The sequence below is a fragment of the Streptomyces cupreus genome (genome assembly GCF_014257025.1).
GTDB classification, from domain to species: domain Bacteria; phylum Actinomycetota; class Actinomycetes; order Streptomycetales; family Streptomycetaceae; genus Streptomyces; species Streptomyces cupreus.
Genome location: NZ_JACMSF010000003.1, coordinates 1 through 14670, shown reverse-complemented (window position 1 = coordinate 14670; position 14670 = coordinate 1). Strand labels below are relative to the sequence as shown.

General features: G+C 70.4%; 15 protein-coding genes and 1 pseudogene. 7 read left to right on the top strand and 9 right to left on the bottom strand.

Annotation, left to right across the window (positions count from 1 at the left end):
- Positions 1 to 43: 43 nt before the first annotated feature.
- A complete protein-coding gene (locus H4N64_RS03440) occupies positions 44 to 634 on the bottom strand; it encodes a DUF1003 domain-containing protein (RefSeq protein WP_186280583.1) in 591 nt (196 codons plus the stop codon).
- A complete protein-coding gene (locus H4N64_RS03435; RefSeq protein ID WP_186280582.1) occupies positions 624 to 1913 on the bottom strand; it encodes a magnesium transporter MgtE N-terminal domain-containing protein in 1290 nt (429 codons plus the stop codon). Before H4N64_RS03435 ends, H4N64_RS03440 begins: the two co-directional genes overlap by 11 nt.
- Positions 1914 to 2093: 180 nt before the next feature.
- Here H4N64_RS03435 and H4N64_RS03430 point away from each other — a divergent pair, with 180 nt between their 5' ends.
- A complete protein-coding gene (locus H4N64_RS03430) occupies positions 2094 to 2825 on the top strand; it encodes a hypothetical protein (protein ID WP_186280581.1) in 732 nt (243 codons plus the stop codon).
- 5 nt (positions 2826 to 2830) lie between these two features.
- On the opposite strand, the gene H4N64_RS03425 is transcribed toward H4N64_RS03430, so the two are convergent.
- Positions 2831 to 3343: a hypothetical protein gene (locus H4N64_RS03425; RefSeq protein WP_186280580.1), complete on the bottom strand. Its 513-nt coding sequence runs from the start codon at positions 3341 to 3343 to the stop codon at positions 2831 to 2833.
- A 33-nt stretch (positions 3344 to 3376) separates the two neighbouring features.
- Complete coding sequence (locus H4N64_RS03420) at positions 3377 to 4504, bottom strand: magnesium and cobalt transport protein CorA (RefSeq protein WP_186280579.1); 1128 nt, start codon at positions 4502 to 4504, stop codon at positions 3377 to 3379.
- A 464-nt stretch (positions 4505 to 4968) separates the two neighbouring features.
- Here H4N64_RS03420 and H4N64_RS03415 point away from each other — a divergent pair, with 464 nt between their 5' ends.
- Complete coding sequence (locus H4N64_RS03415) at positions 4969 to 5553, top strand: suppressor of fused domain protein (protein WP_186280578.1); 585 nt, start codon at positions 4969 to 4971, stop codon at positions 5551 to 5553.
- 63 nt (positions 5554 to 5616) lie between these two features.
- On the opposite strand, the pseudogene H4N64_RS03410 reads toward H4N64_RS03415, so the two are convergent.
- A pseudogene (locus H4N64_RS03410) lies at positions 5617 to 5860 on the bottom strand (MFS transporter); the annotation flags it as partial.
- Positions 5861 to 5951: 91 nt separating this feature from the next.
- Between H4N64_RS03410 and H4N64_RS03405 the strand changes: the two are divergent.
- The 3 genes from H4N64_RS03405 to H4N64_RS03395 all read left to right on the top strand — a co-directional run bounded on the left by H4N64_RS03405 (position 5952) and on the right by H4N64_RS03395 (position 8234).
- On the top strand, positions 5952 to 6593 hold the full coding sequence (locus tag H4N64_RS03405) for a DUF6758 family protein (protein ID WP_186280577.1): 642 nt from the start codon (positions 5952 to 5954) through the stop codon (positions 6591 to 6593).
- Positions 6594 to 6720: 127 nt separating this feature from the next.
- The gene (locus tag H4N64_RS03400; protein ID WP_186280576.1) at positions 6721 to 7578 is read left to right on the top strand and encodes a PHP domain-containing protein; all 858 of its coding nucleotides are present in this window, start codon (positions 6721 to 6723) and stop codon (positions 7576 to 7578) included.
- Positions 7579 to 7628: 50 nt separating this feature from the next.
- Positions 7629 to 8234, top strand: coding sequence for a MarC family protein (locus H4N64_RS03395; protein WP_186280575.1), 606 nt, complete (start codon positions 7629 to 7631; stop codon positions 8232 to 8234).
- Positions 8235 to 8303: 69 nt separating this feature from the next.
- Here H4N64_RS03395 and H4N64_RS03390 read toward each other — a convergent pair whose 3' ends face one another.
- Positions 8304 to 8456, bottom strand: coding sequence for a hypothetical protein (locus H4N64_RS03390; protein ID WP_167357496.1), 153 nt, complete (start codon positions 8454 to 8456; stop codon positions 8304 to 8306).
- 175 nt (positions 8457 to 8631) lie between these two features.
- Here H4N64_RS03390 and H4N64_RS03385 point away from each other — a divergent pair, with 175 nt between their 5' ends.
- Positions 8632 to 9522: an NYN domain-containing protein gene (locus tag H4N64_RS03385; protein ID WP_186280574.1), complete on the top strand. Its 891-nt coding sequence runs from the start codon at positions 8632 to 8634 to the stop codon at positions 9520 to 9522.
- Here the strand turns inward: H4N64_RS03385 and H4N64_RS03380 are convergent.
- Together H4N64_RS03380 and H4N64_RS03375 are read right to left on the bottom strand one after the other, a co-directional pair.
- Entirely contained in the window at positions 9519 to 10376 is an 858-nt protein-coding gene (locus H4N64_RS03380; protein WP_186280573.1) for an alpha/beta fold hydrolase, read from the bottom strand. The two genes, H4N64_RS03385 and H4N64_RS03380, sit on opposite strands and share 4 nt — an antisense overlap.
- A gap of 120 nt (positions 10377 to 10496) precedes the next feature.
- Positions 10497 to 13025, bottom strand: coding sequence for a DEAD/DEAH box helicase (locus H4N64_RS03375; protein ID WP_186280572.1), 2529 nt, complete (start codon positions 13023 to 13025; stop codon positions 10497 to 10499).
- Positions 13026 to 13334: 309 nt separating this feature from the next.
- On the opposite strand from H4N64_RS03375, the gene H4N64_RS03370 reads away from it, so the two are divergent.
- Positions 13335 to 14099: a ferritin-like fold-containing protein gene (locus tag H4N64_RS03370; protein ID WP_186280571.1), complete on the top strand. Its 765-nt coding sequence runs from the start codon at positions 13335 to 13337 to the stop codon at positions 14097 to 14099.
- Between the two features lie 134 nt (positions 14100 to 14233).
- Here H4N64_RS03370 and H4N64_RS03365 read toward each other — a convergent pair whose 3' ends face one another.
- Positions 14234 to 14503 carry a hypothetical protein gene (locus tag H4N64_RS03365; RefSeq protein ID WP_186280570.1) on the bottom strand — a complete coding sequence of 90 codons (270 nt, stop codon included), beginning with the start codon at positions 14501 to 14503 and terminating at the stop codon, positions 14234 to 14236.
- Between the last annotated feature and the right edge of the window lie 167 nt (positions 14504 to 14670).

Sequence of the window (14670 nt, the reverse complement as noted above, 5' to 3'; positions counted from 1 at the left end):
AAGGACGATGGTACGGCGATTCGAGGGGCCCTCGGGATGCCCGTCAGCGGTCGTCTACGTCACGTCCGTGCGAGCGTTCTGCCGGGAATACGACCGGGCCGTCCACAGGACGGTGTCCGTCCAGCTCTTTGAGCACGTCCTGGAGCTCGGAGCGGATCCAGTCGCGGGTGGCCACCTCGCCGAGGCCGATCCGGAGCGCGGCGATCTCCCGGGTGAGGTACTCGGTGTCCGCGATCGACCGCTCGTTCTGCTTGCGGTCCTGTTCGAGGTTGACCCGGTCGCGGTCGTCCTGCCGGTTCTGCGCGAGCAGGATCAGCGGGGCCGCGTAGGAGGCCTGCAGGGACAGCGCCAGGGTCAGGAAGATGAACGGGTACTCGTCGAACTTCAGGAAGCTCGGCGCGGCGATGTTCCACAGCACCCACACGATGATCACGACCGTCATCCAGACGAGGAACCGTCCGGTGCCGATGAAGCGGGCGATCCGCTCCGAGAGCCGTCCGAAGGCCTCCGGGTCCCATTCCGGCAGGAACCGGCGGCGCGGCGCCCGTGGCTGGTCCAGACGGACGCGCGGCCGGGTGGTGGCGGTCGCCCCGGACAGGACGCGCTCGCGTCCGCCCTCGCGCTCAGGAGCCATGCGCCGGGGCCCCCTCGTCCTCGTCCAGATGGAACTCCGTCTCCCGCCAGTCCTCGGGCAGCATGTGGTCCAGTACGTCGTCCACGGTGATCGCGCCCAGCAGCGACCCGGACTCGTCGACGACGGGCGCCGCGACCATGTCGTACGTGGCGAAGAATCCGACGACGACGGGCAGCGCGGCGTCCGGGTCCAGCGGTTGCAGATCGTCGTCGACCAGCGAGCTGACGAGCGTGTACGGCGGATCGCGCAACAGGCGCTGGAAGTGGACCGTGCCGAGGTACTTGCCGGTCGGGGTCTCGTCGGGCGGGCGGCAGACGTAGACCTGGGCGGCGAGCGCGGGGGAGAGGTCGGCGTTGCGGACCCGGGCCAGGGCGTCGGCGACGGTGGCGTCGGGCCGCAGCACGATCGGCTCGGTCGTCATCAGACCGCCGGCCGTGCGTTCCTCGTACGCCATCAGCCGCCGCATGTCCGCCGCGTCGGCGGGCTCCATCAGGCTCAGCAGCCGCTCCTTGTCCTCCTCCGGCAGCTCGGAGAGCAGGTCGGCCGCGTCGTCGGGGTCCATGGCCTCCAGGACGTCGGCGGCCCGTTCCTCCTTCAGCTTGCCGAGGATCTCGATCTGGTCGTCTTCCGGCAGCTCTTCGAGCACGTCGGCCAGGCGGTCGTCGTCGAGGGCGGCGGCGACCTCGGCGCGCCGTTTGGGGGAGAGGTGGTGCAGCACGTTGGCGAGGTCGGCGGGGCGCAGTTGCTCGAAGGTTGCGAGCAGGCTCTCGGCGCCCTGGCCCTTCTCCTCCAGCGAGAAACCGGTGACGGCGGACCACTCGACGGTCAGCGACTCGCCCTTGGCGCGCCGGAGCGGCCCGCTCTTGCCGCCCTTGCGCACGAACACCCGGTCGATCTCCCAGTCCCGCCGGGCCGGCAACTGCTGCACCGACAGATCCAGGACCGTGACCTCCTCGCCGGTATCGACAAGCGTGACCCGCCGGTCCAGCAGCTCACCGAAGACCAGCCGCTCGGTCGGCCGCTGCTCGAAGCGGCGGACGTTGAGCACACCGGTGGTGATGACCTGGCCCGACTCGATGCTGGTCACCCGGGTCATGGGCAGGAAGATGCGGCGCCGGGTGGACAGTTCGACGACCAGACCGAGCAGCCGGGGCGGCCGGCGGCCGACGCGCAGCATGACGACCAGGTCGCGGACCCGGCCCACCTGGTCGCCGTTCGGGTCGAAGGCGGCGACGCCGGCCAGGTGCGAGACGAAAACCCGGGGGGTGCCTCCTGCCATGACCGCACCTCCTCGACCTGCGGGTGTCCGCTTTGCCCGCTCGGATGGGCTTCAGGCTAGCCCGTCCCGATCGGATACGCCCTGGTGAGCGGTCCGGACGGACTGGCTCCGCCGGGCTGCCAGGACCCCGGTACGCTGCCGTACGCCGATCAGGACCCCGTCAGAAAGGCAGCCCCACCAGTGACTGCAATTCCCCAGGGCCGTACCCGCCGGGCGGCGCTGCTGAGCGCGCTGTGCGCCCTGGTCGTGACGGGTCTGACGGGATGCAGCAGTGAGGACCCCGACGCGGGGACGAACGGGCTCGGCAAGCTGCCCGCCGACCAGATCCAGCGCAAGACCGTGGGCGCCGCCGAGTCCGCCGACGCGGTACGCCTGGCCGGGAACGTGGTCACCAGCGGGCGCACCTACACACTCGACATGCGCCTGAAGGCCGACGGCGGCGTGGGCTCGGTCACCGCAGAAGGGGCGACCTTCCGGCTGCTGAGGATCGACGAGCAGTTGTTCCTGATGGCGGACGCGGACTTCTGGAGCAACGGCGACGCGGACGCGGCGGCGACCGCCAAGCTCGACGGCAAGTACGTCAAGGTGCCCGAGGGCGATCCCTCGTACAAGAAGTTCAGCGGGTTCACGGATCTGGACGTGCTGCTGGAGGGCCTGCTGACCCTGCACGGCAAGGTCGAGACCGACGGCCGCCATGAGCAGTCCGGCACCCGCACGATCCGCATCACCGGCGACGGCGGCTCCGGCGGCACGCTGGACGTCTCCCTGGAGGGCACGCCGTACCCCCTGCGCCTGGTGCGCGGCGGCGGCGCGGGCACGCTGACCTTCTCCTCCTGGGGCGAGAACTTCACCCTGGAGGAGCCGAAGAAGGACGAGACGGTGGACTACGGCAAGCAGCTGCCGACGTCGTAGGGGCGCTACTTGCGCTTGCGCCGCTTCATGAGCAGTTTCGGCAGCCCCGCGGGGATCGGCCGGCGTGTGGTCGCCGGGGACGGCAGCGGCGCCGAGGACAGGTCGCGGTCCGGCAGCGGCGCGGTCGATCCCGTCGGCACCAGCCGCAGCACCCGGCACTCCCGCCCCCAGCGCTCCGGCATCGCCTCGCCGTCCGGGGCGTTCAGCCGCTTGCCCTTGAGCTCGGCGACCGTCGCCTCCCACTGCTCGGACCCCGAGGTCAGCTCCACGACCTTCGCCGTCCAGGAGACCAGCCGGCCGCCCTTGTCCTTGCTGCGGACCGTCACCTCGGCCTCGCCCCCGTCGGCGAGCCCCGGCAGCGGCTGCTCGCCGGGCCCGTCCCCGACGACACACGCCGCGCCCTCGTGCCACACGTGCCACAGCGCCCGGGCCGGGACACCGGGCGCCTTGACCCAGATCAGCCCGGACTTCTTCGTGGCCTCCTCGACGAGGGCCTGATCGAGCAGCTCACTTGTCATGAGCCCAGCCTAGTCAGCCCCGCCGGACGCTCCCTAGAGCCAGCCGTTGCGCTTCAGCGTGCGGTGGATGCCGAGGCAGATCATCACCGTGACGCCGAGCACCAGCGGGTATCCGAACTTCCAGCGCAGCTCGGGCATGTAGTCGAAGTTCATGCCGTACACACCACAGACCATCGTCGGTACGGCGATGATCGCGGCCCATGAGGTGATCTTCCGCATGTCCTCGTTCTGCGCCACGGACGCCTGCGCGAGGTTGGCCTGGAGGATGGAGTTCAGGAGCTCGTCGAACCCGACGACCTGCTCCTGGACGCGGGCGAGGTGGTCGGCGACGTCCCGGAAGTACTTCTGGATGTCCGGGTCGATCAGTCGCATCGGCCGCTCGCTCAGCAGCTGCATCGGCCGCAGCAGCGGCGACACCGCACGCTTGAACTCCAGGATCTCGCGCTTGAGTTGGTAGATCCGGCCGGCGTCCGTACCGCGCGGCGTGCCCTTGCGGCCCGGCGAGAAGACGTCCGTCTCCACGTCGTCGATGTCGTCCTGGAGCGCGTCGGCCACCGCGATGTACCCGTCGACCACATGGTCGGCGATGGCGTGCAGCACCGCCGAGGGGCCCTTGGCGAGCAGCTCCGGGTCGTCCTGGAGCCGGTGCCGAAGCGCCCGCAGCGAGCCCTGTCCGCCGTGCCGGACGGTGATGAAGAAGTCCCGTCCGGTGAAGCACATGACCTCGCCGGTCTCCACCACCTCGCTGGTGGCGGTGAGTTCGTCGTGCTCGACGTAGTGGACGGTCTTGAACACGGTGAACAGGGAGTCGTCGTAGCGCTCCAGCTTCGGCCGCTGATGGGCCTGGACGGCGTCCTCCACGGCCAGCGGGTGCAGCCCGAACTCGGCGGCGATACCGGCGAATTCGGCCTCGGTCGGCTCATGCAGCCCGATCCACACGAACCCTCCGTCGCGCCGCACCCGGCGCATCGCCTCGTGCGGGCTCAGCTGCCCTCCGCTCTCGACGCGCGCGCCGTCGCGGTAGACGGCGCAGTCGACGACGGCGGAGGGCGTCGCGGGGTCACGGGTGGTGTCGTACGCACCGCTGTCCATGCGCACGCTCTTGTGCAGCGAGGGACGGGACGGGCGGACCGCGGCACGCAGGTCACGGATCATCGACATGGCAGGCTCCTTCGCGAGCAGGCAACGAAAGGCCGCTACGACGGGTGGAACTACCCGGAATGGGGACGTCCTGACTTCAGATGTTTGGCACGTCCACAAAGCGGGGAGCACCGCACCGTCGCGGTGGCGAGCATCGCTGCTGTTTCAGCTACTGCTGCTGACTGACAGATCAGGCAAAACGAAACGAAGGCTCTTCCGCGGTGAAAGGCAGGCGAGAGGTGGCAGCCGGCTAGAAGCAGAGCAGCTACGTCAGCGGCGGGAAGAGCGGGTGCTACTGCACGGTCGACTTCGATCCATTGCAGCCCCACCTCCTCCGGCCGGTCCCTCGTAAGGGAGTGTCGTCGGCGTCGGGGCTTGACCGCGACGCTTCAGCGTGCTGCCCCGAACCACCGGGCAAGAGTATCAGCCGACTGAAGTGTCAAGGCGCTGCTTTGCCCGGTACTGACGAGTTCTATGCTCGCGGCATGGCTGATGTTCTTCCTCTGGTCGAGGCCCGGTTGCGCTCCGCGCTCGGCGAACCGGACGCCCGCGCCGCGGTCACCTTCCTCGGTACGGACCGCATCGAGGTGCTGCGCTTCCACGAGGACGACATCGTCCGCTACGCCACCCTCGGCATGTCCACGCACCCCATGACGGACCCCACCGCGATGCTCGCCGACCCGGTCAAGGGGCCCCGCGCCGAGCTGGTCCTCTCGGTCCGCGCGGGCCTCGCCGACACCGACAAGGTGCTCCGCGCGCTCGCCGTGCTGGCCGCGTCCCCGCAGGTCGAGGGCGTGGTCGTGGCGCCCGGCGCCTCGCTGGACGTCGGCGAGCCGCTGTGGCCCGGCGCCCCGTTCAGCTCGGTCCTGGTCGCCGAGCCGGGTGGTCTGGTCGAGGACCTGGAACTGGACGAGCCCATGGACCCGGTCCACTTCCTGCCGCTGCTCCCCATGACCCCGAACGAGGCCGCCTGGAAGCGCGTGCACGGCGCCGGGGCCCTCCAGGAGCGCTGGCTGACGAACGGGACGGACCTCAGGGATCCGTCCCGCGCTTCCGTCTCGCTGGCGTGAGCGAGGACGTGAGCAAGCTCACCAACCAGCCACCGGTATCCGTCAGTTGGCGAACACCGTGACCCCGACCTCCGCCGCGCCGACGATCACCGCGAGCGCGGTGGACACGAAGAGCGCGTTGCCGAGACCCTGGCCTGCCCGGAAGCCGACGAGCTCGGCGACCGAGCCGGAGGTGCCGGCGAGGCCCGCGAAGACCACCGCGAGGGCGGAGGTCGAGCCGGCTGGAGACGAAGATCGACGGCGGGATCGGGTCGACGAGGCCGATGCCCAAGAAGGCGACGGCGGATGCGCGGGCCGTCGTCCACACGGCCCTCGGCTGCCGAGGAGACCCAGGCGGTTCCGCCCGGACGGGTGATCGTCCTTGACGTGGCGGAGAAGGGGTAGGACCGTGGAGCCCTATGAGGGGCGAACCCAGTTGCCCGAAGTGTGGTGGCCGGGTCAGGGCTCCCGGACTCTTCGCCGATTCCTGGCAGTGCGATGTTCATGGCACCGTGCATCCGCTGCAGCCCGTGATCCCGCCCAGCGTCGAGGCTCTCAGCGTCGTCGTGCATCGCACCCAGGTGCCGGTGTGGATGCCGTGGCCCTTGCCGGTCGGCTGGCTGTTCACGGGTGTCGCCTGCGCGGGCGACGACCGCAGTGGGGGACGCGCGACCGCCGTCGCCTGCACCGGCCCCGGTCCGCTGGGCGGTATGGGCGAGCTGATCCTGGTCGCCGAGGAGCTCGGGGTCGGGCTCGGAGCGCGGTACGCGGGCATCGACGGGCCGGATCCGGGGCCGTACATGAACGTCGAGAAGCCGGCTCAGACCAAGGTGCTGGCGGCGGGGCGGCCGACTCCGCTGTGGCATGTCAACAAGACGCCGGACGACCGTGCCGTGTTCGCCGGCGAGGCCCTGGGGCTGTGGCTGTGGGCCGTGGTGTGGCCCGAGCAGACGGGTCTGCTGATGTACGACGAGCTGGTGCTGACGGATCTGCGGGATGCGGGGGCCGAGGTGGACCTGGTGCCATGCGGAGCCTTGTCGCCGCGCTTGCTCGAGCCGTAGGGCGCCCGGGCCCCGGCACGGCCGGTTCGTAAGAAGTGAACCTGGAGAGCGGGTGTGACACGGGTGGGTGAATCAGCCGCTATCCTTGGCGTGTCCCCTTTCCGTCCGTCCCCGTTGGAGCTCGCGCGTGCGTATCGATCTGCACACCCACTCCACCGCTTCCGACGGTACGGACAGCCCGGCTGAGCTGGTGCGCAACGCCGCCGCTGCCGGTCTTGACGTCGTGGCGCTCACCGATCACGACACCACCCGTGGGTACGCCGAGGCCATCGCCGCGCTGCCCGAGGGGCTCACGCTCGTCACCGGTGCCGAACTGTCCTGTCGTATCGACGGGATCAGCATGCACATGCTGGCCTACCTCTTCGATCCCGAGGAGCCGGCGCTGCTCGCCGAGCGGGAGCTGGTGCGGGACGACCGGGTGCCGCGGGCGAAGGGGATGGTCGCCAAGCTGAACGAGCTGGGTGTGCCGGTGACCTGGGAACAGGTCCTGCGGATCGCCGGGGACGGTTCCGTCGGGCGGCCGCATGTCGCCACCGCGCTGGTCGAGCTCGGGGTCGTGCCGACCGTGGGCGACGCCTTCACGCAGGACTGGCTGGCCGACGGCGGGCGGGCCTTCGTGGAGAAGCACGAGACGGATCCCTTCGAGGCGATCCGGCTGATCAAGGGCGCGGGCGGAGTCGCCGTGTTCGCGCACCCGGCGGCAGCCAAGCGGGGCCGTACGGTCCCCGAGTCTGCCGTCGCGGAACTCGCCGCGGCCGGACTCGACGGCATCGAGGTCGACCACATGGACCACGACCCGGACACCCGGGCGCGGCTGCGCGGCCTCGGCAAGGAGCTCGGTCTGCTGATGACGGGCTCCAGCGACTACCACGGCAGCCGCAAGACCTGTGTGCTCGGCGAGTACACGACCGACCCCGACGTCTACGGCGAGATCACACGGCGCGCGACCGGGGCGTTCCCGGTCCCCGGGACCGGCGGAGCCTGAGGCACCCCCCTCACACTCACCCCCGTTCGTTTCTTCGCAAGGCCTCACTGATGTTCGACGTTGCCGTCTTCGGCTCTCTCTTTCTGACCCTTTTTGTCATCATGGATCCCCCTGGGATCACCCCGATCTTCCTGGCGCTGACCTCGGGACGCCCCGCGAAGGTGCAGAAGCGGATGGCGTTCCAGGCCGTCTGTGTGGCCGGCGGAGTGATCACCGTCTTCGGGCTGCTCGGCCACCAGATCCTGAACTATCTGCATGTGTCCGTGCCCGCGCTGATGATCGCGGGCGGGCTGCTGCTCCTGCTCATCGCGCTGGACCTGCTCACCGGCAAGACGGACGAGCCGAAGCAGACCAAGGACGTCAATGTCGCCCTCGTACCGCTGGGCATGCCGCTGCTGGCGGGGCCCGGTGCGATCGTGTCCGTCATCCTGGCCGTGCAGAAGGCCGACAGCGTGGCCATGCAGGTCTCGGTGTGGACGGCGATTCTCGCCATCCATGTCGTGCTGTGGCTGGTGATGCGGTACTCGCTGCTGATCATCCGGCTCATCAAGGACGGCGGTGTGGTGCTGGTGACCCGGCTCGCGGGCATGATGCTCTCCGCGATCGCCGTGCAGCAGATCATCAACGGCGTCACGCAGGTGATCCAGGCGAGCTGACCGCTGACATGCACAGGGCCCCGTACGGCGTTTCCGTACGGGGCCCTGGAACTTTTGGGCGGATCCGGGTTACGAGGCGGAGGCCTCGGCCGGGCGGATCCACAGCCGCTGTCCGATCGCTGCGGCCTGCTGAACGATACGGTTGACGGAGGCGGCATCCACGACGGTGCTGTCCACGGTCGTACCGTCGACCTCATCGAGTCGCATGATCTCGAAGCGCATCGCTTCTCCCTTCGTCTGGTTCCTTGATACGTAGGAGTCAACGGCTTGCGTGTTACAAACATTCCCTACGCTAAAGAAATTTTTCGAACGGCTAATTACTGACCGGTAAGCGGCACGTGGGGGACCGAGCGGGACCGGTTGTGTTCGCAGCGTGACCGCCGGGACAATGGAAGCGATGAACGACGACCTCACGGCGCTCGGCGCCCGTATCGACCGCACCAACGCGTTGCTCCAGCGCATGCTCGCCGAGGTGGCGAAGACACCCTCGACCCATGCGATCTTCGTCGACGCGGGGTATCTGTACGCGGCCGCGGGCCGGCTGGTCGCCGGGACCGAGGACCGGCGCGCCTTCGACCTGGACGCCGAGGGCCTGATCGAGGCCCTCATCGACCGCGCCCGGACGATCTTCGCGGACAGCAGACTGCTGCGCGTCTACTGGTACGACGGCGCGAGACGCCGTATCCACACGGCGGAACAGCAGTCGATCGCCGAGCTGCCGGACGTGAAGGTGCGGCTCGGCAACCTCAACGCCAACAACCAGCAGAAGGGCGTCGACTCCCTGATCCGCAGCGATCTGGAGTCACTCGCCCGGCACCGCGCCATCAGCGACGCGGCGCTCCTCGGCGGCGACGAGGACCTGGTCTCCGCGGTGGAGGCGGCGCAGGGGTACGGCGCCCGGGTCCACCTGTGGGGCATCGAGGCGCCGGAGGGACGCAACCAGGCCGAGCCGCTGCTCTGGGAGGTCGACAGCCAGCGCACCTTCGACCTCGACTTCTTCAAGCCGTACGTCTCCCGGCGCACGGCCGCCTACGAGAGCACGGCGGCCCGGCCCACCCGCGAGGACGTCCGCTTCGTGGGCGCGCAGATCGCGGCGAAGTGGCTGGCGGCCCGGGGCAGGGAGTCCCTGGTGGAACTCCTGCCCGGGCACCCCTATCTGCCGGGCTCCGTCGACCAGGACCTGCTGGTGGAGGCGGAGGGGCTTCTCCAGTACTCCCTGCGCGGGCAGGCGGACCTGCGGCGGGCGCTGCGGGACGGGTTCTGGGAGCACTTGCAGGCGCAGTACTAGCCGTTGCCGTCCCAGAAGTCGGCGAGGGCGTCGGCGGTGGCGAGGGGCTGTTCGGCGTTGGGGGAGTGCTCGGCGCCGGGGATGACGGTGCGGCGGGCGCCGAGCCGCAGGGCCATGTCGTCGAGGAGCGGCACGGGCCAGGTGTCGTCCTTCTCGCCCGACAGGACATGGAACGGCAGCGGTACGGCGGCGAGTTCGGCGACGCGGTCCGGCTCGGTGCACAACTGGTGGCCCGCGGCTCGGAGTTGGGCGGGCTTGTTGCCGAGCCAGCGTCGGCGCAGCTGGTCGATGCCGCCGATCCCGCGGGCAGGTCCGCCGACCTCCTCCGGCGGTCCCATGGCCAGGATCGCCTCCCACACCTCCGGCATCGTCATCACGGCGAGCGCGTCGCGGAGCAGTTTGACGCGCTGCTGCTGGGGCACGGAGATCTGGGCCGGCCCGGACGCGACGAGCGTCAGGGACCGGAAGGGAGAGGCGTCGAGGAGAACGGCGGCACGGGCGATCTGGCCGCCGAAGGAGTGCCCGAGCAGATGGGCGGGGGCGCCGACGGCTTCGGCCTGCGCGAGGACGTCCAGCGCCAACTCTTCTCGTGCGTAAGCGGATTCGTCGTCGGCGGGCCCGTCCGACTCGTACTGTCCCCGTCCGTCGATGGCCACGCTCCGGTAACCGCGCGCTGCCAGCGGTGCGTGCAGGAGGGCGAAGTCCTCTTTGCTGCCCGTGAAGCCGGGGAGGAGCAGGGCGACGCCACGCTGTTCCACTCCGGGGGGTACGGGGGAGTCGACCACGGCGAAGGCTCCGCGGGGGGTGCGGAGTTGGTGAGCGCGGGCGTCGGGGGGTGGGGCGGGGGTCGTCACGGGGTGAGGGTAGCGGGGTTGGAGGCCGGGTTCTTTCGTGGGTGGGCGGGGTGGCCAAGGCCGGGGAAAGCGAACGGCCCGGTCCCACTCGGGGTGGGACCGGGCCGTTCGCGTGGGAGATCAGCTCTCCGTGGGCTCTGCGGCGACCGTGGCCTTGCGGGTACGGCGGACCTTGGGCTTCGCCTCGGCGACCTCCGGGGCTTCCGTGGCCTGGGCCGGGATGCCGGCCGGCTCGGTCACCTTGCGGGTGCGGCGCGTCCTCGGCTTGGCCTCGGCGGCAGCCTCCGGCTCGGGCGCCGTCGCGGCGACCTTGCGAGTGCGGCGGACCTTGGGCTTGGCCTCGGTGGCTTCGGCGGTGTCCAGCGCGGTCTCGGCGGTTGCCGTTGCCTTGCGGGTGCGGCGGGGCTTTGCCTCGGTGGTCGCCTCCGGCTCGGGGGCCGTCTCTACGGCCTTGCGGGTGCGGCGCGTCTTCGGCTTGGCCTCGGTGGCTTCGGCGGTGTCGACCGCGGTCTCGGCGGCTGTCGTTGCCTTGCGGGTGCGGCGGGGCTTTGCCTCGGTGGTCGCCTCCGGCTCGGGGGCCGTCTCTACGGCCTTGCGGGTGCGGCGCGTCTTCGGCTTGGCCTCGGTGGCTTCGGCCGTGTCGACCGCGGCCTCCGCCGCCTTACGCGTGCGGCGCGGCTTGGCTTCCGTCGTCTCGGCGGTGTCGACCGGGGCCTCAGCCGCCTTGCGGGTGCGGCGCGGCCTTGCCTCTGCCGTCTCCGCGGTGTCGACCGCGGCCTCCGCGGCCGGTTCGGCCGTCTTGCGGGTGCGGCGGCGCGGCTTGGCGGGCTCCGGCTCGGACTCCGTGGGCTCTGCCGGCGGTGCCGGGGTCTCCACGACCGTCTGCTCCACCGAAATCACCGTCGGCTCCGTGGACTTGCGGGTGCGGCGGCGGCGCGGCTTGGCCGGGGCCTCCTCGGTGATCGCCTCGGCGGTGTCCACCGCGGCCTCCGCCGACTCCGTCACCGTGGACGTCGTCGGCACCGACTCCGGTGCTGCCCCGCCACGGGTGCGGCGACGGCGGCGCGGGGTGCGGGTCGCGGTGGCCTCCTCGGCCGCCGGAGCAGCCTCGGGCGCGTCCGTGCCGGCCGGTGCCGGAGCCGCGTTCGGGTCCAGCGCGGACCCGCCGCGAGTGCGGCGGCGACGGCGCGGGGTGCGGTCCGAACGCTCGCGGTCGGCGGAACGGGACTCGTCCCGGCCGTCACCACGACCGCCCCGGCCACGCCCACGCGCACCGCGACCGCCGGTCTCGCCGAGGTCCTCGAGCTCCTCCGCCTCAAGACCGGCGCGCGTCCGCTCCGAGCGCGGCAGGACCCCCTTGGTGCCCGCGGGGATGTTCAGCTCCTCGAAGAAGTGCGGGGAGGTGGAGTACGTCTCCGGCGGGTCGTTGAAGCTGAGCTCCAGCGCCTTGTTGATCAGCTGCCAGCGCGGGATGTCGTCCCAGTCGACGAGCGTGATCGCCGTACCCGACGCGCCCGCGCGGCCCGTACGGCCGACACGGTGCAGATACGTCTTCTCGTCTTCCGGCGACTGGTAGTTGATGACGTGCGTCACGCCCTCGACGTCGATACCGCGGGCGGCGACGTCGGTGCAGACGAGGACGTCCACCTTGCCGTTGCGGAAGGCGCGCAGTGCCTGCTCACGGGCGCCCTGGCCCAGGTCGCCGTGGACCGCGCCGGAGGCGAAGCCACGCTGCTTGAGCTGGTCGGCGAGATCGGCGGCGGTGCGCTTCGTACGGCAGAAGACCATGGCCAGTCCCCGGCCGTCGGCCTGCAGTATGCGTGCGACCATCTCGGGCTTGTCCATGTTGTGCGCGCGGTACACGTGCTGCGAGATGTTCGCGACCGTCACGCCCTCGTCGTCCGGCGCGGTGGCGCGGATGTGCGTGGGCTGCGACATGTAGCGGCGCGCCAGGCCGATGACCGCGCCCGGCATGGTCGCCGAGAACAGCATGGTCTGACGGCGGGCCGGCAGCATGTCGATGATCTTCTCGACGTCGGGCAGGAAGCCCAGGTCGAGCATCTCGTCGGCCTCGTCGAGGACGAGCGCCTTGATGTGCTTGAGGTTGAGCTTCTTCTGGCCCGCGAGGTCCAGCAGCCGGCCCGGGGTGCCGACGATGACGTCGACGCCCTTCTTCAGGGCCTCGACCTGAGGCTCGTAGGCACGGCCGCCGTAGATCGCGAGAACGCGGACGTTACGCACCTTGCCGGCGGTCAGCAGGTCGTTGGTGACCTGCGTGCAGAGCTCGCGCGTGGGGACGACGACGAGCGCCTGCGGGGCGTCGGTGAGGTCCTCGGGCTTGGCGCGCCCGGCCTCGACGTCGGCGGGAACGGTGACGCGCTCAAGAAGCGGAAGGCCGAAGCCCAGCGTCTTGCCGGTGCCGGTCTTGGCCTGGCCGATGACGTCCGTGCCGGAGAGGGCGACGGGGAGCGTCATCTCCTGGATGGGGAAGGGGTTGATGATGCCGACGGCTTCGAGGGCCTCGGCCGTCTCGGTGAGAATCCCGAGATCGCGGAAAGTCGTAGTCAGGGTGCTGCCTCTTCTGTGTGCGCGGTGCGAGGCGAGCGCGGGGGTCTTTGACGGACCGTGCCGGGGGACGTCGGCTGCCATACGGTCGGGCCGTAAGGCACGGGACCACTGCCGACGCTCTAGCGCTCGTACCGCTGAGGGTGTCCCCCCGGGAATCCGTACGCACTGTGCCGTACGGACGAGGGGCTGTCGGGTCGGAGCCGATCGGGCCACCGACCGGGCATCCTCATACGTGCGGCCCGTCGAGACACCGTCGAATTACGTCGACGTACTCAGCAGGCGCATTACCACCATACCCCGGAATCGCGCACATGCGATGGCCGAATTGGTCACGTAGTCGTCGTCACACTGATTGACCAGGGACTTCCCCCGCGCGGAGAGCGGGCTATTGTGCGCTTCATGACCACCTCTGACAAGCCTGACCCCGCCGCGGACAGCTCGGAAGCCCCCGTCGAACACACCGGCGTCGCCGCCCAGGACTGGGCGACGGCCTCCGCCGACCCGCAGTACCGCGCCGCGGTCGTCGATCTGCTCGGCGCGCTCGCCTACGGGGAGCTGGCGGCGTTCGAACGGCTCGCGGAGGACGCCAAGCTGGCGCCGACGCTGGAGGACAAGGCGGAGCTGGCGAAGATGGCGTCGGCCGAGTTCCATCACTTCGAGCAGCTGCGCGACCGGCTGACCTTGATCGGCGAGGAGCCGACGCGGGCGATGGAACCGTTCGTCGCCGCGCTGGACGGCTTCCACAGGCAGACGGCGCCGTCGGACTGGCTGGAGGGGCTCGTCAAGGCGTACGTCGGTGACTCGATCGCCAGTGACTTCTATCGGGAGGTCGCGGCCCGGCTCGACTCGGACACGCGTGAGCTGGTGCTCGCTGTGCTGGACGACACGGGGCATGCAGGGTTCGCGGTGGAGAAGGTGCGGGCCGCGATCGAGGCGGATCCTCGTGTGGGCGGGCGGCTCGCTCTGTGGGCGCGACGGCTGATGGGCGAGGCGCTGTCGCAGTCCCAGCGGGTGGTCGCGGATCGGGATGCGCTGTCGACGATGCTGGTGGGTGGGGTGGCCGACGGGTTCGACCTCGCTGAGGTCGGGCGGATGTTCTCTCGGATCACTGAGGCGCACACCAAGCGGATGGCTGCGCTTGGGTTGGCGGCGTAAGCGCTCTGTGGGGGGCGGTTGCTGTTTGATTCGCGGCTGCGGGGTGCGTGGGGCTGGTCGCGCCCACGCGGCGGAGCCGCACACAGCCCCGCCCCCAGGGAGTTTTCCCCTTGCCGCTCAACGCCCTTTTCGATCTACGCCGTTGCCGAGCGGCCCAGGCGTCTTCCCGACGGGCGGAGCAGGAGCGAGAGCGACGCCGCTGAGACTGTCGCCGCGCCCAGGAGGATCAGGAACAGGTTTCCCGGGTCCAGGGCCGTGTGCGTGACGAACGCGCCGAAGAGGGCGCCGGCCATGCCCGTCGGCAGGACCAGTTTGCGGGCGGGCAGGCGGTGGGGCAGGCGGTGGGCCGCCGCCCATGAAAGGGCCAGGCCGAGGATGGCGGAGCTCAGCGCTTCCAAGAGCATGTTGGGGTCCCTCCCACATGGCCGGCCTGCTCGAAACGGTCGTAGCCGGTCATACCCCTGACCTGCGGAATCCAATCCTCCCCTGTGTTCGACTTGCGCTCCATCCATGAGGGAGAGCGGGTGGGGGAGCGGTGGAGGAACGACGGAGGGCCCGGCGGTTTCGGAAA